The organism is Reyranella sp., assembly GCF_004297265.1.
In the GTDB taxonomy this organism is placed as follows: Bacteria; Pseudomonadota; Alphaproteobacteria; order Reyranellales; family Reyranellaceae; genus Reyranella.
Genome location: NZ_SCUT01000029.1, coordinates 1 through 19,915 on the forward strand (window position 1 = coordinate 1; position 19,915 = coordinate 19,915).

The 19,915-nt window shown below is 66.9% G+C and carries 22 protein-coding genes and 1 other RNA gene; 20 read left to right on the plus strand and 3 right to left on the minus strand.

Features of this window, described 5'->3' with window-relative positions; genetic code table 11:
• The 11 genes from EPO41_RS13760 to EPO41_RS13810 all read left to right on the plus strand — a co-directional run.
• Positions 1–775 (plus strand): cbb3-type cytochrome c oxidase subunit I (locus EPO41_RS13760; protein ID WP_296325942.1); only part of this gene is annotated, 775 nt, incomplete at its 5' end.
• 48 nt (positions 776–823) lie between these two features.
• Positions 824–1,756 carry a heme o synthase gene (gene cyoE, locus EPO41_RS13765; protein WP_296325944.1) on the plus strand — a complete coding sequence of 311 codons (933 nt, stop codon included), beginning with the start codon at positions 824–826 and terminating at the stop codon, positions 1,754–1,756.
• 8 nt (positions 1,757–1,764) lie between these two features.
• Positions 1,765–1,905, plus strand: a complete 141-nt coding sequence (locus tag EPO41_RS13770; RefSeq protein WP_296325946.1) for a hypothetical protein — start codon at positions 1,765–1,767, stop codon at positions 1,903–1,905.
• The gene (locus EPO41_RS13775) at positions 1,902–2,504 is read left to right on the plus strand and encodes a cytochrome c oxidase assembly protein (RefSeq protein WP_296325948.1); all 603 of its coding nucleotides are present in this window, start codon (positions 1,902–1,904) and stop codon (positions 2,502–2,504) included. Before EPO41_RS13770 ends, EPO41_RS13775 begins: the two co-directional genes overlap by 4 nt.
• Positions 2,505–2,506: 2 nt before the next feature.
• Entirely contained in the window at positions 2,507–3,379 is an 873-nt protein-coding gene (locus EPO41_RS13780; RefSeq protein ID WP_296325950.1) for a cytochrome c oxidase subunit 3, read from the plus strand.
• Positions 3,380–3,446: 67 nt separating this feature from the next.
• Entirely contained in the window at positions 3,447–3,809 is a 363-nt protein-coding gene (locus tag EPO41_RS13785) for a DUF983 domain-containing protein (RefSeq protein WP_296325951.1), read from the plus strand.
• Positions 3,810–3,819: 10 nt separating this feature from the next.
• Complete coding sequence (locus EPO41_RS13790) at positions 3,820–4,557, plus strand: SURF1 family protein (protein WP_296325953.1); 738 nt, start codon at positions 3,820–3,822, stop codon at positions 4,555–4,557.
• Positions 4,554–6,056, plus strand: coding sequence for a carboxypeptidase M32 (locus EPO41_RS13795; protein WP_296325955.1), 1,503 nt, complete (start codon positions 4,554–4,556; stop codon positions 6,054–6,056). The genes EPO41_RS13790 and EPO41_RS13795 overlap by 4 nt, the downstream gene beginning before the upstream one ends.
• Positions 6,057–6,065: 9 nt before the next feature.
• Positions 6,066–6,317 carry a DUF1272 domain-containing protein gene (locus EPO41_RS13800; RefSeq protein WP_296325957.1) on the plus strand — a complete coding sequence of 84 codons (252 nt, stop codon included), beginning with the start codon at positions 6,066–6,068 and terminating at the stop codon, positions 6,315–6,317.
• Between the two features lie 13 nt (positions 6,318–6,330).
• On the plus strand, positions 6,331–7,776 hold the full coding sequence (thrC, locus tag EPO41_RS13805; RefSeq protein ID WP_296325960.1) for a threonine synthase: 1,446 nt from the start codon (positions 6,331–6,333) through the stop codon (positions 7,774–7,776).
• Entirely contained in the window at positions 7,773–9,041 is a 1,269-nt protein-coding gene (locus tag EPO41_RS13810; RefSeq protein ID WP_296325962.1) for a pitrilysin family protein, read from the plus strand. Before thrC ends, EPO41_RS13810 begins: the two co-directional genes overlap by 4 nt.
• A 77-nt stretch (positions 9,042–9,118) precedes the next feature.
• On the opposite strand, the gene EPO41_RS13815 is transcribed toward EPO41_RS13810, so the two are convergent.
• Positions 9,119–9,919 (minus strand): aspartyl/asparaginyl beta-hydroxylase domain-containing protein, encoded by an 801-nt coding sequence (locus EPO41_RS13815; protein ID WP_296325964.1) that lies wholly within the window; start codon positions 9,917–9,919, stop codon positions 9,119–9,121.
• A gap of 165 nt (positions 9,920–10,084) precedes the next feature.
• Here EPO41_RS13815 and EPO41_RS13820 point away from each other — a divergent pair, with 165 nt between their 5' ends.
• The 5 genes from EPO41_RS13820 to EPO41_RS13840 all read left to right on the plus strand — a co-directional run bounded on the left by EPO41_RS13820 (position 10,085) and on the right by EPO41_RS13840 (position 13,938).
• Positions 10,085–10,693, plus strand: a complete 609-nt coding sequence (locus tag EPO41_RS13820; RefSeq protein ID WP_296325966.1) for a GNAT family protein — start codon at positions 10,085–10,087, stop codon at positions 10,691–10,693.
• Positions 10,694–10,725: 32 nt separating this feature from the next.
• Positions 10,726–11,595: a dioxygenase gene (locus tag EPO41_RS13825; protein WP_296325968.1), complete on the plus strand. Its 870-nt coding sequence runs from the start codon at positions 10,726–10,728 to the stop codon at positions 11,593–11,595.
• A complete protein-coding gene (locus tag EPO41_RS13830; protein ID WP_296325970.1) occupies positions 11,595–12,335 on the plus strand; it encodes an ABC transporter ATP-binding protein in 741 nt (246 codons plus the stop codon). Before EPO41_RS13825 ends, EPO41_RS13830 begins: the two co-directional genes overlap by 1 nt.
• 133 nt (positions 12,336–12,468) lie before the next feature.
• Positions 12,469–13,245 carry an ABC transporter permease gene (locus EPO41_RS13835; RefSeq protein ID WP_296325972.1) on the plus strand — a complete coding sequence of 259 codons (777 nt, stop codon included), beginning with the start codon at positions 12,469–12,471 and terminating at the stop codon, positions 13,243–13,245.
• Between the two features lie 6 nt (positions 13,246–13,251).
• The gene (locus EPO41_RS13840) at positions 13,252–13,938 is read left to right on the plus strand and encodes a hypothetical protein (protein WP_296325973.1); all 687 of its coding nucleotides are present in this window, start codon (positions 13,252–13,254) and stop codon (positions 13,936–13,938) included.
• Positions 13,939–13,959: 21 nt separating this feature from the next.
• Here EPO41_RS13840 and EPO41_RS13845 read toward each other — a convergent pair whose 3' ends face one another.
• Together EPO41_RS13845 and uvrB are read right to left on the minus strand one after the other, a co-directional pair.
• On the minus strand, positions 13,960–15,165 hold the full coding sequence (locus EPO41_RS13845; RefSeq protein ID WP_296325974.1) for an MFS transporter: 1,206 nt from the start codon (positions 15,163–15,165) through the stop codon (positions 13,960–13,962).
• Positions 15,166–15,251: 86 nt separating this feature from the next.
• Positions 15,252–17,405, minus strand: a complete 2,154-nt coding sequence (uvrB, locus tag EPO41_RS13850) for an excinuclease ABC subunit UvrB (RefSeq protein ID WP_296325982.1) — start codon at positions 17,403–17,405, stop codon at positions 15,252–15,254.
• 98 nt (positions 17,406–17,503) lie between these two features.
• Here uvrB and EPO41_RS13855 point away from each other — a divergent pair, with 98 nt between their 5' ends.
• The 4 genes from EPO41_RS13855 to rnpB all read left to right on the plus strand — a co-directional run.
• Complete coding sequence (locus EPO41_RS13855) at positions 17,504–18,235, plus strand: sulfite exporter TauE/SafE family protein (protein ID WP_296325976.1); 732 nt, start codon at positions 17,504–17,506, stop codon at positions 18,233–18,235.
• 9 nt (positions 18,236–18,244) lie between these two features.
• On the plus strand, positions 18,245–18,946 hold the full coding sequence (locus tag EPO41_RS13860; RefSeq protein WP_296325978.1) for a molecular chaperone DjiA: 702 nt from the start codon (positions 18,245–18,247) through the stop codon (positions 18,944–18,946).
• A gap of 2 nt (positions 18,947–18,948) precedes the next feature.
• On the plus strand, positions 18,949–19,638 hold the full coding sequence (locus EPO41_RS13865) for an N-acetylmuramoyl-L-alanine amidase (protein ID WP_296325980.1): 690 nt from the start codon (positions 18,949–18,951) through the stop codon (positions 19,636–19,638).
• Positions 19,639–19,650: 12 nt separating this feature from the next.
• Positions 19,651–19,915, plus strand: an RNA gene (rnpB, locus tag EPO41_RS13870) — RNase P RNA component class A; the annotation flags it as partial.

The window sequence follows — 19,915 nt, forward strand, 5'->3', positions numbered from 1 at the left end:
GAAGAAGCCGATCTTCGGCTATCTCGGAATGGCCTATGCGATGGTGGCGATCGGCGTCGTCGGCTTCGTCGTGTGGGCGCACCACATGTACACGGTCGGCCTGGACGTCGACACACGCGCCTACTTCGTCGCCGCCACGATGGTGATCGCCGTCCCCACCGGCGTGAAGATCTTCTCGTGGATCGCCACCATGTGGGGCGGCTCGATCCGCCTCACCATCCCGATGCTGTGGGCGATCGGCTTCATCTTCCTGTTCACCGTCGGCGGCGTCACCGGCGTCGTCCTGGCCAATGCCGGCGTCGACTACTCGCTGCACAACACCTACTACGTGATCGCGCACTTCCACTACGTGCTGTCGCTCGGTGCGGTGTTCGGCATGTTCGCCGGCTTCTACTACTGGATCGGCAAGATGTCGGGCCGGCAGTATCCGGAATGGGCGGCCCAGATCCACTTCTGGGTGACCTTCGTCGCCGTCAACCTGACCTTCTTCCCGATGCACTTCTCGGGTCTCGCCGGCATGCCGCGCCACTATGTCGACTATCCCGACGCCATGTCGCACTGGAACTACCTGTCGTCGATCGGTGCGTTCCTATCGTTCGGTGCGACGATCTTCTGGCTGATTTTCGTGGTCTTCGGCACGCTGTTGTACGGCCGCAAGGTTGGCGCCAACTACTGGGGAGAGGGCGCCACGACGCTGGAATGGACGGTCGACTCGCCGCCGCCGTTCCACACGTTCGAGGAACTGCCGCACATCTCGCCGACGGCGCATCACTAGGAACGGAGCGGAGGCGCCCCAGAAAGGCGCCTTCGCCTTGAAAGGCACATGAGCGACACCGCGCATACTTTTACGGACGGAATCGAGAGCGTCGCCGCGCCCACCCGCGTGCGCGACTACATCGATCTTCTGAAGCCGCGCGTGATGTCGCTGGTGGTGTTCACCGGCTGGATCGGCCTGGTGATCGCGCCGACGCACGTTCATCCGTTCAAGGCGGCGCTCGCCGTGCTGGCGATTGCCCTGGGTTCGGGCGCGGCCGGCGCCATCAACATGTGGTACGAGCGCGACCTCGACGCCCTGATGGCCCGCACGCGCAACCGCCCGTTGCCGGCGGGGCGTGTCGCGCCGGACGATGCGCTCGGCCTCGGCGTCCTGCTGTCGATCTTCTCGGTGCTGCTGATGGCGGTGTCGACGAACCTGGTGGCGGCCGCGCTGCTCGCGGCGGCGATCCTGTTCTACGTGTTCATCTATACGATCTGGCTGAAGCGCCGTACGCCGCAGAACATCGTGATCGGCGGCGCCGCCGGCGCCTTCCCGCCGATGATCGGCTGGGCCGCCGCGACCGGCGATGTCTCCGCCGTCGGCATCGCGCTCTTCCTGCTGGTCTTCCTCTGGACGCCGCCGCACTTCTGGGCGCTCGCGCTCTATCGCAGCGACGACTATCGCCGCGCCGGCGTGCCGATGATGCCGGTGGTGGCCGGCGCGCGCGAGACCAAGCGCCAGATGGTTGTCTACACCCTGCTGCTCCTGCCGGTCGCCCTGGCGCCGACCCTGCTCGGCGCGGTCGGCTGGATCTACGGTGCGGTGGCGCTGGCGCTCAGCCTGGGCTTCATCGGCCATTCCATTGCCGTGTGGCGCACCGCCGACGACGAGACTTCCTTCGGCGCGGCGCGCCGGATGTTCCGTTATTCGCTGATCTATCTTGCCGTCCTGTTCGCCGCTTTGCCGGTCGATCTGGTCGTGAGCCGGATCGCGGGATGAGTGCGGCCATGGCCCAGGATCGTCGCCCCGGCGATACCGACATGCACCGCCGCCAGCGCGGCAAGAACCTGTTCATCGCGGGCTTCCTCGTGCTGCTCGTGGTGGTTTTCTTCGCGCTGACCATCGTGCGCATGGGCGGTTACGGATGAGCGGGGCCACATCCGACACGGCGGCCAAGAACAGGAAGCTGGCGCGACGGCTGTTCCTCACGACGGCCGGCATGGGCGGCTTCGCCTACGCCTCGGCGCCGCTCTACGACCTGTTCTGCCGCACTACCGGGTTCGGCGGCACGCCCGTCGTGGCGCAGGCCGGCGACCGGCCGATCCTCGACCGCACGGTCAAGGTGCGCTTCGATTCCAACGTCGACACGTCCCTGCCGTGGCGCTTCCAGCCGCTGCAGCGCGAGGTCACGGTCCGGCTGGGCGAGGAGCACCTCGCCCACTACCGGGTGACCAACCTCTCGCAGCGGGCGGCCGTCGGCACCTCGACCTACAACGTCACCCCCGAAACAGCAGGCGGGTGGTTCAACAAGCTCCAGTGCTTCTGCTTCACCGAGCAGTTGCTGCTGCCCGGGCAGTCCGTGGACATGCCCGTGGTCTTCTTCGTCGATCCCGAGTTGGACAAGGATCGGCGCTACGACAACATCCGGACCATCACGCTCTCGTACACATTCTTCGAGGCGAAGACGGAACGGGCCAGGACCTTGCTCGGGAGCGTGCCGGGCAACGATATCGGAAAGGGTGGATGAACATGGCCGGCGGTACTCCCAAGCATCCCTATCATCTCGTCGATCCCAGCCCGTGGCCGGCGCTTGGCTCGCTCGCGGCCCTGATCCTGGCGCTCGGTTTCGGTTTCGCGCTGCATCCGGAGATGCTGGGTCCGGGCTTCGGGGCCATCATGAAGTCCGTGCACTGGTGGGGGCTCGCCCCCGGCCTGCTGCTCGTGATCGGCGTCATGTACTGGTGGTGGAGCGACGTCATCGCCGAGTCGCGCGTCTACCACACGGCGGTGGTCCAGCTCGGCCTGCGCTACGGCATGATCCTGTTCATCGCCTCGGAAGTGCTGTTCTTCGCGGCCTTCTTCTGGGCGTTCTTCGACGCGTCTCTCTATCCGGGCGCACCGAACCAGCCGGTCCGCACCGAGGCCACGGGCGGCATCTGGCCGCCGAAGGGTATCAGCATCATCGCGCCGTTCGACCTGCCGCTGATGAATACGCTGATCCTGCTGCTGTCGGGCACCACGGCGACCTGGGCGCATCACTCCATCATCGAGGGCAACCAGAAGGACGCCGTCCGCGGCCTGCTGTGCACCGTGCTCCTCGGCCTGGTCTTCACCAGCGTCCAAGCCTACGAGTACCTCCACGCGCCGTTCACGTTCAGCCAGGACATCTACACGTCGACCTTCTTCATGGCGACGGGCTTCCACGGCTTCCACGTGCTGGTCGGCACCATCTTCCTGATCGTCTGCCTGATCCGCGCCGCGAAGGGCCAGTTCAAGCCCAAGCAGCATTTCGGCTTCGAGGCCGCCGCCTGGTACTGGCACTTCGTCGACGTGGTGTGGCTGTTCCTGTTCTTCTGCATCTACTGGTGGGGCGCCGGCAAGGCGCCGATCGCCCTGCACTGACGCGGGCATACAGGCTATCTTGGAACCGCCGGGTGCTCCCCGGCGGTTCGTTTTTGGGGAGACGCGCTTGTCTGACTGGCCTCGCCAATCGCCGTTCGATGTCGCCCTGCGCGGCGCCTGCCCACGCTGCGGGAAGGGACGGTTGTTCACCGGCCTGCTGACCGTGGTCGATCGCTGCGATTCCTGCGGGCTCGACCTGCGCGGCAACGATGCGGGCGATGGGCCGGCGGTGTTCGTCATCCTCGGGCTCGGCGCCATAATCATGATACTCGTCTTCTGGGTCGAGTTCCGCTTCGAGCCGCCGTGGTGGCTGCATGTGGCGATCTGGCTGCCGCTCACCTTCGCGCTGGCCGTATGGATGTTGCGCTTCCTCAAGGCGCTGCTGGTTGCCCAGCAGTTCGTCCATCGCACGACTGAACTCGACGAATAGAGGAGACCCTATGATCCGGCTGAGGCCTGCTTTCTGGCCCACGCTCGTCTCGCTGCCGATCCTGGTGCTCTCGCTGGGGCTCGGTATCTGGCAGATGGAGCGCCGCGAATGGAAACGCGACATCCTCGATCGCATCGCCACCAACCAGGCGGCACCGCCGATGACGCTCGACCAGCTGCTGAGCGGCGTGCCGCTGCGCCATGAGTACGGGCGCGTGAAGGTCGTCGGCACCTTCGAGCACGGCAAGGAATTCTTCCTGGCCGCGCGCAGCCTGAAAAACAAGGTCGGCCTGCAGGTCATCGTGCCGTTCAAGACCGACGACGGCCGCATCGTCCTGTTCGATCGCGGCTGGGTGCCCGATCGCAATGCCGCGACCCAGGCTGCGGTGCAGCCGGCAGGCAAGGTCGAATTGACCGGCATCGTCCGCCGCTCCCAGATCAGGGCGCGCTTCGCGCCGGAGAACGTGCCCGAGAAGAATGTGTGGTTCCAGGCCGATGTGCCGCTGATGCGCAAGATGGCGGGGGCGGCGCCGGATCCCAAGCTCGACTCGTTCTTCCTCGAAGCCGATGCCACGCCCAATCCCGGCGGCGTGCCGGTGGGCGGGCAGACGCGGCTCGACATTCCCAACGACCACCTCCAGTACGCCATCACTTGGTTCCTGATCGCTCTCGCACTGGCTGGCGTCTATCTCGCCTATCACTGGGAGAACGGGCGCCTCGAGATCAACGGTCGCAGGAAGGGCCAATGATCGCCAACGATCCCTATGCCGAGCTGGAGCGCCGCTTCGCGCGGCTGAGCGCCCTCGGCCGCGCCTCGGCGATCCTGAACTGGGACCGCTCGACCATGATGCCGGACGGAGCCAGCGAGGATCGCGCCGACCAGCTCGCGACCCTGGGCGTCATTGCCCACGAGATCATTGCCGCGCCCGAGATGCCCGATCTCCTGTCGCGCGCCGAGGAGGGTGGGGCCTCGCTCGACCCCTGGCAGGCGGCCAACCTGCGCGAGATGCGTCGGTCATGGGTGCACGCGAGCGCGCTGCCGTCCGATCTCGTCGAAGCGCGCACGCGGGCCTGCTCGGCCTGCGAGCTGGCCTGGCGGTCGGCCAGGAAGAATGCCGACTTCAAGGCGTTGCTGCCGACGCTCTCCGAGGTGTTGAACATCATGCGCCGCGTCGGCGAAGCCAAGGCGGCCGCGCTTGGCACCTCGCTCTACGACGCGCTGCTCGACGAGTTCGAGCCGGGTGGACTCTCGGCGCGCATCGACGGTCTGTTCACCGAGCTGCGCGGGTTTCTGCCCGAGCTGCTGGGCCGCGTGCTGGAGAGGCAGAAGAGCCAGCCCGGACCGCTGCCGCTCGAGGGTCCGTTTCCCGTGGCGGCACAGCGCCGGCTGGGCGAGGAACTGATCCGCCGCATCGGCTTCGACTTCCACCACGGCCGCCTCGACGTGTCGGAACATCCCTTCACCGGCGGCACGGCCGACGATGTGCGCATCACCACGCGCTACGACGAGACCGACTTCGCGCGCGCCCTGATGGGCGTGCTGCACGAGACCGGCCACGGTCTCTACGAGGCCGGTCTGCCCAGGGCCTGGCGCCGCCAGCCGGTCGGCAATGCGCGTGGTATGACCCTGCACGAGAGCCAGTCGTTGCTGATGGAGATGCAGGCCTGCCGCAGCGACGCCTTCCTGACCTTCGCCGCGCCGCGCATGCGCGCCGCCTTCGGCAAGGACGGACCGGCCTGGACCGAGGAGAACATCCACCGGCTCTACACGCGTGTCGCGCCGGGATTCATCCGCGTCGATGCCGACGAGGTCACCTATCCGCTGCACGTCATGCTGCGCTATCGGCTGGAGCGGGCGATGCTGGCGGGCGACCTCGCGCTGGCCGACCTGCCCGGCGCGTGGAATGACGGGATGCGCGAACTGCTGGGCATCGTGCCGCCCGACGACTCGCTCGGCTGTCTGCAGGACATCCATTGGCCGGATGGCGGCTGGGGCTATTTCCCGACCTACACGCTGGGCGCGCTGGCGGCCGCGCAACTCTTCGCCGCCGCCCGCCGCGCCAATCCCGGCCTGATGGAGGCCATCGGGCTGGGCGATTTCGCCCCTCTGCTGGGCTGGCTGCGCGCGAACGTGCACGGCAAGGGCTCGATCGCGACCACCGACGAGATCCTGGTCGAGGCCACCGGGGCGCCGCTGGCCGCCGCCGCCTTCAAAGCCCATCTGGAAAGCCGCTACCTGCAGGCGTAAGAGGGACCCATGCTCGACCTTCGTCCGAACTGCGAATGCTGCGACAAGGACCTGCCCAACGGCGCGTCCGACGCCCTGATCTGCACCTTCGAGTGCACCTTCTGCGCCCACTGTGCGCAAACCCGCCTGGGCGGCCATTGCCCGAATTGCGGCGGCGATCTGGTCAAGCGGCCCACCCGCCCCGAGAAAGCCTTGGCCAAATTCCCCGCCTCCACGAAACGGGTTCGCAAGGACCACGAGGCCTGTCGGCAGGTCGCCTAGCCGGAGAAAACCTTTGCGTTACATCAGCACACGCCACGGCTCGCAGGGCAATCCCGCGCCGCTTGGCTTCGAGGACATCATGCTGGCGGGCCTGGCCCGCGACGGCGGCCTCTATCTGCCCGCCGAGTGGCCCCGGTTCGACAAGACCGAGATCGCGGCCCTGAAGGGGCTCGGCTACACCGACCTCGCGTTCCGCATCATGCGCCCGTTCGTCGGCGATGCTTTCGACGAGGCGACCTTCCGCCGCCTGATCGGCGAGGCCTATGCCTCGTTCGAGACGCCGGAGGTCGCGCCGCTGAAGCCGCTCGGCGATTCGGGCCTGCACCTGCTGGAGCTGTTCCACGGTCCGACGCTCGCCTTCAAGGATGTGGCGCTGCAGCTCCTCGGCCGCATGCTCGACCAGACGCTGACGGCGCGCGGACAGCACGCGACCATCGTCGGCGCCACCTCGGGCGACACCGGTTCGGCCGCCATCGAGGCGGTGCGTGACCGCAAGACCATCGACATCTTCATGCTGTTCCCGCACGGTCGCGTGAGCGAGGTCCAGCGCCGGCAGATGACGACGGTGCTGGCGCCCAACGTTCACAACATCGCGGTGCAGGGCACGTTCGACGACTGCCAGGATCTCGCCAAGGCCTGCTTCAACGATCTCGCATTCCGTGACCGACATGCGCTGACGGCCGTGAACTCGATCAACTTCGCCCGCGTCATGGCGCAGATCGTCTACTACTTCTGGGCGGCGCTGAAGCTCGGCGCGCCGGAGCGCCCGGTGGCGTTCAGCGTGCCCAGCGGCAATTTCGGCAACGTCTACGCCGGCTATGCCGCGAAACAGATGGGCCTGCCGATCTCGCACTTCGTGGTCGGCGCCAACAGCAACGACATCCTCGCCCGCTTCTTCGAGAGCGGCACAATGACGACCTCCGAGGTCGTGCCGACCTTGAGCCCGAGCATGGACATCCAGATCTCGAGCAATTTCGAGCGTCTGCTGTTCGACCTCTACGATCGCGACGGCGCCACCCTGGCCGATGCTATGACCGCGTTCCGCAGCACCGGCACCTTGAAGGTCGGTGGCAACGTGCTGGCCGGCGTGCGGCAACTCTTCGATGCGGGTCGGCTCGACGATGCCGGCACGCTGGCCGCCATGTCGGATTGCCTGAAGCGCTTCGGCGAGACGATCGATCCGCACTCCGCCGTTGGCTATGCGCTGGCGCAGCAGCATCGTCGCGACGCCGCCATTCCCATGGTCGTGCTGGCAACGGCGCATCCCGCCAAATTCCCCGACGCCGTCGAGAAGGCGACCGGCCGGCGGCCGTCTCTGCCGGCCCGTCTCTCGGACCTGCTGGAGCGCGCCGAGCGCGCCGACCGGATGCCGAACGACGTCGCGGCGCTGAAATCCATGATCGACGAACGCCGGGAGATGGCCGCCGCGCCCGCAGCCAGGAGCAAGGTGCGCACGTGAGCAATGTGAAGGTTACGACGCTGGCCAACGGCCTGCGTATCGCCGTCGACCCGATGCCCGAGGTCGAATCGGCCTCGCTCGGCATTTGGGTCGCCTGCGGCACGCGCCACGAGACCGCCGAGCTGAACGGTATGGCCCACATGCTGGAGCACATGGCGTTCAAGGGCACGCGCACCCGCAGCGCCCGCGCCATCGCGGAAGAGATCGAGAATGTCGGCGGCAGCCTGAACGCCTATACCGGCCGCGAGATCACCGCCTATCACGCCTCCGTGCTGAAGGAGGACGTGGCGCTGGGCGTCGAGATGGTCTCCGACATCCTGCGCAACTCGGTGTTCGACCCCGACGAGCTGCAGCGCGAGCGCGGCGTCATCCTGCAGGAGATCGGCCAGGCGCTCGACACGCCCGACGACCTCATCTTCGACCAGTTCCAGGAGACCGCGCTGCCGGGCCAGCCGCTCGGCCGGCCGGTGCTGGGCACGGCGACGACGGTCGAGGCGATCGGCCGCGACGATCTCTTCGCCTATCTTGCGCGTCACTACACCGCTTCCAACATGGTCCTGTCGGCGGCCGGCCGGGTCGAGCACGACCAGATCGTCGATCTCGCCGAGAAGCATTTCGGCTCGGTGCCGCGCACGCCGGCCAATGCCGAGCGGCCGGTCCCGCTCGCCTATGTCGGCGGCGACGGCCGCGAGCAGAGGGTGCTCGAACAGGCGCATCTCGTGCTGGGTTGCGAGGGCATCGGCTATCGCGACCCCGACTATTTCGCGCTGGCGATCTACTCGACCCTGTTCGGCGGTGGCATGTCCTCGCGCCTGTTCCAGCGTATCCGTGAGGAGCGGGGACTGGTCTACGGCATTCACTGCTTCAACACGGCCTATGCCGATGGCGGCCTGTTCGGCATCTACGCCGGGACCGGCGAGGACGATCTGGCCGAACTGGTGCCGGCGGTGTGCGAGGAGTTCGTGACCGTGGCCGATACGCTGAACGAGCAGGAACTGGTGCGCGCCCGCAACCAGATCAAGGCCGGCACGCTCATGGCCCTGGAGTCCAGCGGTGCGCGCTGCGAGCAGGCGGCGCGCCACCTGATCGTCCACGGCCGCACCATTCCCTACTCCGAGATCGTGTCGCGCATCGAGGCGGTCGACCAGGACGCCGTCCGCCGGGTCGCGCGCCGCCTCCTGCAGGGCGAACTCACGCTCGCCGCCCTGGGCCCGATCCACGGCCTCGAATCGCTCGACAAGATCGCCGGCAGGCTCGCGGCCTGATCGTCTTCATTGGAGCGCGCCACTCCAGTGGCGCTCGTGAATCACGAGAAGAGCGCCACTGGAGTGGCGCGCTCCATTTAGGCAGCGTGCGCCAAGTCGGGTTGGGCTGCCGTGCGCGGAGGAACGCCGATCGCGGCGCGGTCGATGGCGGTCTTAATCTCGGCGCTGCGGCGGACCAGATTGTAGCGCAGGCCGGTGTAGAGATTCATCGGGAACGGCATGGGGGCGTTGAAGTCGATGATCAGCACGACCCGCGTCTCGTCGGTCTGGTTCTTCACCCAATGCTCTCGCGTGTCGTCGAACACCAGCGGCTCGCCTTCCTTCCAGAAGAAATGATGGCCGCCGATCTCGATCCAGCATTTCTCCGGTTCGGTCGGCACGATCAGCGGGTAGTGGAAGCGGATGATGCCGGCGGCAGATCCCCGGTGCGGCTCGATCTCGGCGCGGCCGGCGAGGATGCTGAACAGCGCCGTGTGGACGCCGGGGATTTGCGCGATCGCAGCCATCGTGTCGGGCACCGCTGCGGCGTTCTCCGGAACGTCATGGCCCCACAGCTTCAGCAGGAAGGTGCGCCAGGCGCGGCCCGGCACGTAGAGGTCGCGCGGGTGGACCTCGTGCAAGGCGGGAATCTCCTCATGATGACTCAGGAGGTACTCGAGGTCGGCCTTGATCTTGGCGTGGCTCTTCTTCAGTTCGCCCAGGACGGGGAAGACCTTCATCGCGTCCTCGCCGCCCAGGGGCAGCTTCGGCATGTTCCGCAGGATCATGTCCGATAGCTTGAGGTTGAAATCCTCCAGCGGCTGCTGGGGAAGCCAGATGTGCTTGGTCAGATAGAATCTGCCCTTTTCGCCGACACTGGGTTTGCTAGCCGTTTCCATGGCCTATGTGCCTCGAGGACTTGCAATGGATGAATGTAATACGCCCGTTTGGCCGAATGGCGGCAGCTCTTCTGGCGACCCGGTGCGTGGCGGACCGTCTCAATTTCCTACGTCGATCTCCGGAAAGCATGCAACAATTCCGAAGAACCATTACTATAACTCAATATGTTCCGCTTTGCCGACGTCCCGTTGTCGCTGTCAGGGATGACCCGGATCACCGGGAAGCGCGTGTTTCTGCGTGCGCCGAGCATGGACGACTGGCCGGAATGGGCCGAATTGCGCGCCCGCAGCCGGGCATTCCTCACCCCCTGGGAACCGACCTGGCCCGAAGATTCACTGGCACGGGACCATTTCCGGCGCCGACTGCGGCAGCAGATCAAGGAATGGCGGGCAGGGGAGGCGTACGGCCTGTTCGTCTTCACCAACGAGGGCCGGCGGCTGGTCGGCGGAATCAACCTCAGCAACGTCCGCCGCGGCGTCGCCCAGGCCGCATCCGTCGGCTACTGGATGGGCCAACCCTATGCCGGCCAGGGCCTGATGACCGACGGTCTGCGCGCCACCCTGCCGTTCGTCTTTGACGATCTCCGGCTGCACCGGCTCGAGGCCGCCTGCCTGCCGCACAACGAGCCTTCCAAGGCCGTGCTGACCAAGGTCGGCTTTCATGAGGAGGGGCTGGCCCGGCAGTATCTGCGGATCAATGGCCAGTGGGCCGACCATCTGCTGTTCGCGCTGCTGCGGGCGGACTACGACGCGCTCCTGCGGGCGCCGCGGTAACGGGCCAAAGCCCCGACCCCAGGGAGGCATCCGTGCGCAATCTCACGCCGACATCCATCACCCAGGCCTTCGCCGACTATGCCCGCAACGCGCCGTCCGAGCGCGCGCGGACACTGCTGGTCTCCCTGGCCGGCCACCTGCACAGCTTCGTGCGCGACAACAAGGTGACGCAGGCGGAGTGGGGCGTCGCCATCGACGCGCTGACCCGCGCCACCGGGTTCACCGACGACAAGCGCAACGAATACATACTCTTCTCCGACCTGCTCGGCGTGTCCTCGCTCGTGGACATGGTGAACGCCGCGGGGAACGGCACGCCTTCGTCCGTGCTCGGCCCGTTCCATATCGAAGGCGCTCCCACGCTGCCCAATGGCGGCGACCTGTGGCACGGCCAGGTGGGCGAGCCGCTGGTCGTGAGCGGCCGCGTCCTCGACGGGCAGGGCGCGCCGGCAAAGGGCACCGTGCTGGCGATCTGGCAGAATGCCGGCAACGGCCTCTACGCCCAGCAGGACGCCGCGCAATCGCCGACCAACTATCATGCGCGCCTCGCCGTGGCGGAGGACGGCACCTTCGCCTTCACCACCGTGCGGCCCGTCTCCTACAAGGTGCCTGACGACGGACCGGCCGGCGACATGCTGCGCGTCCTGGGCCGCGACGCCTGGCGGCCCGCGCATCTGCACATGATCATCCAGGCGCCCGGCCATGCGCCGCTGATCACCGAGTTCTTCCCCGAGGATGACGCACATCTCGACGGCGATGCGGTGTTCGGCGTGCGCGCCGGCCTCGTCCTGCCTTTTGCCAAGGTGACCGACCGCGCCGCGCTACCTGCGAGCCTTGCCGCGCGCGACACGCTGCCCCTGCCGGTCTGGGCCACGCGCCTCGACCTGACCTTGCCCGCGGGTTGATGCCGCTCGTCCGCGTCCGCGACGTCTCCCGCATCTTCGCGAACGGCGTCCAGGCGCTGGGCGGCGCCTCGCTCGACATCGAGGCGGGCGAGTTCCTGAGCGTGCTCGGCCCCTCGGGTTGCGGAAAATCGACCCTGCTGCGCCTGATCGCGGGCCTCGCCGAGCCGAGCGCCGGCACGATCGAGTGGCCGCAGGGCAGGCCCGACCTGGGCTTCGTCTTCCAGGAACCGACCCTGATGCCGTGGACGACGGCGCTGGCGAACGTGGCCCTGCCGCTCAAGCTGCGCGGGGTGTCGGGCTCGGAACGCGAGGCGCGCGCGGCCGAGGCGCTCGCGGGCGTCGGGCTCAAGGGCTTCGAGAAGAGCTATCCGCGCGAACTGTCGGGCGGCATGAAGATGCGCGTCTCGATCGCGCGCGCGCTCGTCACCGCGCCCAAGCTCCTGCTGATGGACGAACCCTTCGCCGCGCTCGACGAGATCACGCGGCGCAGGCTGAACACCGACCTTCTGGAACTCTGGCAGCGCACGCATTTCACCGCCGTGTTCGTGACGCACTCGGTGTTCGAATCGGTGTTCCTGTCGCAGCGCATCGTGGTCATGAGCCCGCGCCCCGGCCGGGTGCGCTCCGAACTCGCCATCCCCGCGCCCTATCCGCGCAGCGAGGCCTTCGGCACCTCCGCCGACTACGCCGCCCTCTGCCGGCTCACCTCGGCACAGCTTTCGGAAGCGATGGCGGCATGAGGGCGTCAGTGACCTCGTGTGTGCGCAACCCCCTCACCCAGCCTCTCCCCCTAGCGGGGGAGAGGAGGAAGAAGGGAGCGCTTTTCGTGTCCCTCTCCCCCTTGGGGGAGAGGTTAGGTGAGGGGTCTCCCCGGTGAGCGCCCGCATCGTCGCCCCTTTCCTGACGGGCGTCCTCTTGTTGGCCCTGTGGGAGGGCCTCGTGCGCGCGATGGCGATTCCGCCCTACATCCTGCCGGGGCCGCTCCTGGTGGCGAAGACGTTGATATCGGACTGGGGCACGCTCTGGCCCGCACTCCTCGTGACGCTGCGCATCACACTCGAGGCCTTGCTGGCCGCGGTGGTGGTCGGCATCCTGCTGGCGCTGCTGTTCTCGCTGTCGCGCTGGATCGAGCTGTCGCTCTTTCCCTACGCCATAATCCTGCAGGTGACGCCGATCGTGGCCATCGCGCCGCTGATCATCGCCTGGGTCGACGACGTCAACGTCTCGCTGCTGATCTGCGCCTGGCTGGTGGCCTTCTTCCCGATCCTGTCCAACACCGTGCTGGGCCTGCGCTCGGTCGACCGCAACCTGCTCGACCTGTTCGGGCTCTACGGCTCGAGCCGCTGGCGCATGCTGGTCGACCTGCGTCTGCCGGCGGCTCTGCCCTACTTCCTGGGCGGCCTGCGCATCTCGGGCGGCCTGGCGCTGATCGGCGCCGTGGTGGCCGAGTTCGTGGCGGGCTCCGGCGGGAGGGAGTCTGGCCTCGCCTACCGCATCCTCGAATCGGGCTACCAGCTCAAGATCCCGCGCATGTTCGCGGCCCTGGTGCTGATCTCCGCGACGGGTATCGCGATCTACCTGCTATTGTCGCTGCTGTCACATCTCCTGCTGCGCCGCTGGCACGAAAGCGCGCTCGCCGAGAACGGGTGAGATCAAATGATTGCCGAATGGCTCGCCAAAGTCATCTCCGTCGACGTTCCGCGATGGGGCGGCTTTAAGCCATTCCCAAGCGCCGCCGGAGGAAAGGCCTGCCGATGGATGGTCTCGTTCATTCGTTGGACATTCTTTATCTGCGGCACGCCCTTTGCGATCTGGGCCGCCTGCGCCTATTTGCCTGAACCATGGGTGCGTGGTGTAGGGCAAGCCGCTGACTTGCATTTCTGGTCCTGGATCAAGACCACTGACTACGCCAGATGCACCAATACCTGCCGTGATCTGACGTTCGGCATGATCGCGCTTCCGGTCTCGTGGATCGTGACGCTCGTTGGCATGACTCGCTTGCGCTCGATTGCCGTCGAAATGGAAGAGCAGGAAAAAGACTGGCTGTATTCGCCGGTTTGGGTCGAGATGGCGAAAGCGGAAGTTCGGTCGTCTATGTTTAGGGAATACGGCACGCCGCTTTTCGACGGCAAAGCTGTCTTCTTTTTCTGCTTCTGGATCTTCTTGAGCTACCTCATGGCGGGAGAGATATGGACCCGTCCAGACTCCCCTCCTCGCGCCTTCACTGGTCTTCCGATAGCGTTCTTGACTGCGTTTTACAGCTTCGGCATTGCGGCGCATGGCATGCAACAGACGACGTACGAGACGCTCTCCCGGTGGCGGAAGAAGAACCAATCACAGTGACAGACGGTCAAATGGACTAACTCAGCGCAGCGCCGCGCGGCCGAGGAAGAACGACGCTGTCGCCACGCCGGCGGCGAGCAGGAGATAGCCCGCTTCATAGACGCCGGTGATGGCCAGTACCGTGCGGAAGAGGAGCGGCGAGAGGAGTGCGCCGCAGAAGACGAAGAGCTGTGTCGCACCGGTGAATTCAGCGGCGCGTCCCGGCGGGGCTCGCGAGGCGCTCTCGGCGATGAAGACGCCATTCCAGCCGACGGCGGTGCCGCCCAGGATCGTACAGACGATGTAGACGGCGCTGGTGGGCCAGGCGGGTGTCGAGAAGGACATCACCGTGGCGGCCATCGCGATGATGGCGCCGATGGCCGCCAGCACCGCCGACGGCCTGCGCAGCAGGTCGGCGAGCGCGCCCCAGAAGATGCGGCCGAAGGCGCCGGCGACCGTTGCTGCCGAGAGAAGCGCGCCGGCCAGCACGTAGGACATCTGCAGACCATCGACAGCATAGACGACGGTGAAGTTCACGACGATCGCCTGCGTGGCGGAGAACAGCATGCCGATGAAGCACATCGGCCGCAGGATCGGGTCGCGCCAGGCGAGTTGCAGCGGTTCGAAGATCTCAGCCAGCGTCGGCAGGCGCGCCGGGCCGCCGCTGCGTTCCTCGTCGTAGAGGCCGCGCAAGGGCTGCATGGCGATGGCGGCAGCAATCGAGAGGAGGCCGACCGAGGCCGCGGCCCAGCGCCAGCCGAAATCGAGGGCGAGGGTGGGCAGCACGGCGCCGCAGATTGCGAAGCCGACGGGCACGCCGCTCTGCTTCAGCGAGAAGGTGACGTTGGCCAGCCGCGGCGGCGACACGCGCGCCAGGATATGCGAGCTGGCGATGGTGAGCGGGCCGGAACCCAGGCCGACGATGAAGGCCGAGAGCGCGGCCATCGCCACGCCGCCCGTCGCGAAGACGAAGGAGCCCAATGCCGCGATGGTGAGTCCGGTCTGGATGAAACGGATGGGTCCCAGCCGGCGGGTGATCGTGCCGCCGCCCACGGTCGAGATCATCGCCGCGAGATAGACGATCGACACGTAGTAGGCGACATCCGCGGCGGCGACGCCGAACTCGGCGGCGGCGGCCGGCGCCAGCACCGAGGCCTGGTTGAAGACCATCGTCGAGATGACCTGGATCAGAGTCAGCGAGGCGAGTGCGGTGAGATAGCGACGAAGGTCTGTCGGCGCGGCGGACATGCGCCGGGACTATAGCGACCGCATCCAGGTGGGCGAGAAAACTCTCGATGAGAGGCGGTCAGGCGAAATTGGCCAGGCTCGAATTCCTAGCGCCCGCTGCGTCGTGCCGGCTTGCCGCGACCGCCGGAACCCGTGCGTACACCGCGGAAGACGCGGGAATGCTGCATCTTGCCGAGATGGACGCCGACATTGGCGCTGGCGGCCTGGCCCGGCAGCTCCAGCTCGTGGGCTTCGAGGCGGCGGATCTCGTCGCGCAGCCGGCCGGCTTCCTCGAATTCGAGGTCGGCGGCGGCGGCGCGCATGCGCTTCTCGAGCTCGGCGATGTGGGTGCGCAGATTGTGCCCGACCAGATGCACGTCGCCCGACACGCCGGTGTCGACCGTGTAATGGTCGCGCTCCGCGGTCGACTGCAGGATCTCGGCGATGTTGCGCTTCACCGAGGCCGGCGTGATGCCGTGCTCCTCGTTGTAGGCGGTCTGCTTGGCGCGGCGGCGGTCGGTCTCGGCCATCGCGTACTTGATCGAGTCCGTCATCTTGTCGGCATAGAGGATGACCCGGCCCTCGACGTTGCGCGCGGCGCGGCCGATCGTCTGCACCAGCGAGGTGGGTGAGCGCAGGAAGCCTTCCTTGTCGGCGTCGAGGATGGCGACCAGCGCGCATTCGGGAATGTCGAGCCCCTCGCGCAGCAGGTTGATGCCGACCAGCACGTCGAAGGCGCCCAGCCGCAGGTCGCGGATGATCTCGATGCGCTCCAGCGTGTCGATGTCGGAATGCAGGTAGCGGCACCGGATGCCGCTCTCGTGCATATACTCGACCAGATCCTCGGCCATGCGCTTGGTCAGCACGGTGACCAGCACGCGCTGGCCCTTCTTCGCGCAGTCCTTGCACTCGGCGATCAGGTCGTCGACCTGCTTTTCCACGGGACGGATCAGGACGGTCGGATCGATCAGGCCGGTCGGCCGGATCACCTGCTCGATGAAGATGCCCTGGGTGCGCTCCATCTCCCAGTCGCCCGGCGTGGCGCTGACATAGGTCGTCTGCGGCCGCAGCGCGTCCCATTCCTCGAACTTCAGCGGCCGATTGTCGATCGCCGAGGGCAGGCGGAAGCCGAATTCGGCCAGCACGCTCTTGCGATTGAAGTCGCCACGGAACATGCCGCCGATCTGCGGCACGGTGACGTGGCTCTCGTCGCAGATCAGCAGCGAATTCTGCGGGAAGTATTCGAACAGGGTGGGGGGCGGCTCGCCCGGCTTGCGGCCCGTCAGATAGCGCGAGTAGTTCTCGATGCCGGCGCAGGACCCGGTGGTCTCCAGCATCTCGATGTCGAACAGCGTGCGCTGCTCGAGCCGCTGCGCCTCGAGTAGGCGCCCGGCGCGGTTGAATTCCTCCAGGCGCTGCTTCAGGTCGGCCTTTATCTGGTCGATCGCCTTCTGCATCGTCGGCTTCGGCGTCACGTAGTGGCTGTTGGCGTAGACGATGATGTCGTTCAGCGAGATCGTCTTGTCGCCGGTCAGCGGATCGAACTCGGTGATCGAATCGATTTCGTCGCCGAACATCTCGAAGCGCCAGGCCTTGTCCTCGTAGTGGGCGGGGAACAGGTCGATCGTGTCGCCGCGCACCCGGAAGGTGCCGCGCTGGAAGGCATTGTCGTTGCGCTTGTACTGCTGCTCGACGAAGCGGCGGAGCAGGGAGGAACGGTCGATCTTCTGGCCCTTGTGCAGGCGGAAGGTCATCGCCTGGTAGTTCTCCAGCGGACCGATGCCGTAGATGCAGGACACAGACGCCACGATGATCACGTCGTCGCGCTCCATCAGGGCGCGCGTCGCGGAGTGGCGCATGCGGTCGATCTGTTCGTTGATCGACGAATCCTTCTCGATGAAGGTGTCGGTGCGCGGGACGTAGGCCTCGGGCTGGTAGTAGTCGTAGTACGAGACGAAATATTCGACGGCGTTTTCCGGGAAGAAGCCCTTCATCTCGGCATAGAGCTGCGCCGCCAGCGTCTTGTTGGGCGCCATCACCAGCGCCGGCCGTCCCTGGCTCGCGATCACGTTGGCCATGGTGAAGGTCTTGCCCGAGCCGGTGACGCCCAGCAGGACCTGGTCGCGCTCGCCCGCTTCGACACCGGCGATGAGCTGCCGGATCGCTTCCGGCTGGTCGCCGGCGGGGACATAGTCCGACACGAGCTTGAAGGGTTTCGGCGTTATGCCTTCGAGCTCCGGCCGTCGCTGGATGTACGGCATCAGGAGGGGGACCGCCGGAACCGCGAGATTCTTTGAGGGCATGACCTGCATTATATGATGCGCGCCTCGCGCTCCGGCAATGCTAGCGTCCCGCGGCGATGCCCGATCTGTTGAGTATTCCGTTCCTTATTTCCGCCGTCGTTGCCTGCATTGCAGGCATGGTGCGCGGCTTTGCCGGTTTCGGCGCCGCGATGCTGATGACGCCGGTCTTCTCGGCGCTCTACGGGCCTGCGGTCGGGATTGCGCTCTGCCTCCTGCTGGAAATCGCGGTCGCCCTGCCGCTCGTTCCGGGCGTCGTGCGGCTGGTCGACTGGCGGCGCATCGGCCTGCTGCTGCTGGCGGCGGCCGTCGCCGTGCCGCTGGGGACCCATACGCTGACCGGGGTCGAGCCCGAGCCGATGCGTTGGGCGATCTCGGCCATCATCCTGAGCGCGGTGACCCTGCTGGCCAGCGGCTGGCGCTTCCGCGGGCGACCGAACGCGGCGACGACGATTGCGGCCGGAGCGACCAGCGGCTTCCTGAACGGGCTCTCCGGCATGGCCGGCCCGCCGATCGCCTTCTACTATCTGGCGGGCAACGAGCCTGCGGCGCGTGTGCGGGCCAATCTCACCACGTATTTCGTCTTCGTCGATCTGATCGCGCTGGCATCGTTCGCGTCGCGCGATCTGATCGGATGGAACACGGGCGTGCAAGGCCTGTTCCTGGCGCCGGCGGTGATGTTGGGCGGCGTGGTGGGCGAGCGCCTGTTCCCGCTGGCCAGCGAGAAGTTCTATCGCCGCCTGGCGCTCGGCCTGCTGGTCTGCGTCGCAATCGGCTCCCTGCTGGTATAAGAGCACGGCATGAGGATCTGGGACAAAATCGTGGAGGGCATGAACGGCCTCGGCATCGCCGAGCTGCTCGGCCTGTCCTCGCCGCCGGCGGACGACGGCGGACATCCCGGCCTGCGCCAGATCGGCTTCACCATCGGCGTCATCGCGCTGGGGGCCAAGATGGCGCGCGTCGACGGCGAGGTTTCGGAGGTCGAGAGGGCGGCGTTTCGCGAGTTTTTCCAGGTGCCGCCGGGCGAGGAGGCGAACGTCGAGCGCTTCTTCGATCTGGCCAAGCGCGACGCGGGCGGATTCGAGACCTACGCCCGGCAGGTCGCCGCCCTGTTTCCCGATGCGCCCGAAATTCTCGAGAACGTGCTCGAGGGCCTGTTCAGCATCGCGCAGGCCGACGGCAGGATCGATGCGGCGGAAGCCGATTATCTGGCGAAGGTCGCGAGCATCTTCGGCCTGCCCAGTTCGCGGTTCGAACGCGCGAAAGCCGCCGCGCTGGGCGCGGTGGAGTGTGAGCCCTGTGTCGTTCTCGGCATCGATCCGCTGGCGACCGACGAACAGATCCGCGAGGCCTGGCTGCGGCAGGTCCGCGCCAACCATCCGGACCGGTTGATGGCTCAGGGACTGCCGGAGGAGGCGATCGCGGTCGCCAACCGCAAGCTCGCGCTGATCAACGACGCCTATGACCGCCTGCGCAGACAGCGCGGTCTCGTGCCGGCCTGACCGTGAAGCTCATCGACCTGCCGTCGCCCAATCATGCCCCGAGAGCGGACGGCGCGATCGTCGATATCCTTGTCCTGCACTACACGGAGCTTCCGTTGCGGGAGTCGCTCGACATCCTGCGCGATGCCACGCGAGAGCACCGGGTCAGCTCGCATTACGTGCTGGATCTCGACGGCACCGCCTATCGTCTCGTGCCCGAGGACCGCACCGCCTGGCACGCCGGCAAATCGTGGTGGCGTGGCCGAGAGACGTTGAACGGCACGTCGATCGGTATCGAGATCGTGAATCTGCACGGCGACCGGCACGATTATCCGCCCGAACAGATCGAGGCGCTGGTCGAACTGTGCCGCGGGATCCTGGTGCGCCATCCGGCCATCGAACCGCGCAACGTCGTCGGGCATTCCGACATCGCCCCCCAGCGCAAGATCGATCCGGGCCGGCGCTTTCCCTGGAAGCAATTGGCAGAGCAGGGAATCGGCCTGTGGCCGAAGGCCGGTGCGCGGCCGCTCGACGGCGATTTCCACAAGGCGCTCCAGCGTTACGGCTATGCGCCGCCGCTCGCCGTGCCGCCGAAGGAGATCGTGAAGGCCTTCCAGCGCCATTTCCGGGCGGACCGCGTCGACGGCATGATCGATCCCGAAACGCGCTCGCGGCTGGGTGGCCTGCTTGACCCGCTGGGACGGGCAGCCTAGTCAGGCGCCGGGTCAGACGGCCGGATGGCTGCGCTCGGGCGGGCAACCGCGCGGGTGAGGAAAGTCCGGGCTCCACGGAGACACGGTGCCGGATAACGTCCGGCGGGGGCGACCCCAGGGAAAGTGCCACAGAAAACAGACCGCCTGCCTGGTTCGCCAGGCCGGCAAGGGTGAAACGGTGGGGTAAGAGCCCACCGCGCGACCGGCAACGGAAGCGGCACGGCAAACCCCACCGGGAGCAAGACCAAATAGGGGCGACACGCCGGGCAACCGGCAG

Bases quoted from the DNA above. Each gene is read 5' to 3' on its own strand.
- EPO41_RS13845 (WP_296325974.1), bottom strand. From the start codon at position 15,165: ATGTCCGCCGCGCCGACAGACCTTCGTCGCTATCTCACCGCACTCGCC.
- EPO41_RS13770 (WP_296325946.1), top strand. From the start codon at position 1,765: ATGGCCCAGGATCGTCGCCCCGGCGATACCGACATGCACCGCCGCCAG.
- EPO41_RS13860 (WP_296325978.1), top strand. From the start codon at position 18,245: ATGAGGATCTGGGACAAAATCGTGGAGGGCATGAACGGCCTCGGCATC.
- EPO41_RS13830 (WP_296325970.1), top strand. From the start codon at position 11,595: ATGCCGCTCGTCCGCGTCCGCGACGTCTCCCGCATCTTCGCGAACGGC.
- EPO41_RS13775 (WP_296325948.1), top strand. From the start codon at position 1,902: ATGAGCGGGGCCACATCCGACACGGCGGCCAAGAACAGGAAGCTGGCG.
- cyoE (WP_296325944.1), top strand. From the start codon at position 824: ATGAGCGACACCGCGCATACTTTTACGGACGGAATCGAGAGCGTCGCC.
- EPO41_RS13815 (WP_296325964.1), bottom strand. From the start codon at position 9,919: ATGGAAACGGCTAGCAAACCCAGTGTCGGCGAAAAGGGCAGATTCTAT.
- EPO41_RS13795 (WP_296325955.1), top strand. From the start codon at position 4,554: ATGATCGCCAACGATCCCTATGCCGAGCTGGAGCGCCGCTTCGCGCGG.
- EPO41_RS13820 (WP_296325966.1), top strand. From the start codon at position 10,085: ATGTTCCGCTTTGCCGACGTCCCGTTGTCGCTGTCAGGGATGACCCGG.
- EPO41_RS13780 (WP_296325950.1), top strand. From the start codon at position 2,507: ATGGCCGGCGGTACTCCCAAGCATCCCTATCATCTCGTCGATCCCAGC.
- uvrB (WP_296325982.1), bottom strand. From the start codon at position 17,405: ATGCCGTACATCCAGCGACGGCCGGAGCTCGAAGGCATAACGCCGAAA.
- EPO41_RS13790 (WP_296325953.1), top strand. From the start codon at position 3,820: ATGATCCGGCTGAGGCCTGCTTTCTGGCCCACGCTCGTCTCGCTGCCG.
- EPO41_RS13840 (WP_296325973.1), top strand. From the start codon at position 13,252: ATGATTGCCGAATGGCTCGCCAAAGTCATCTCCGTCGACGTTCCGCGA.
- EPO41_RS13855 (WP_296325976.1), top strand. From the start codon at position 17,504: ATGCCCGATCTGTTGAGTATTCCGTTCCTTATTTCCGCCGTCGTTGCC.
- EPO41_RS13800 (WP_296325957.1), top strand. From the start codon at position 6,066: ATGCTCGACCTTCGTCCGAACTGCGAATGCTGCGACAAGGACCTGCCC.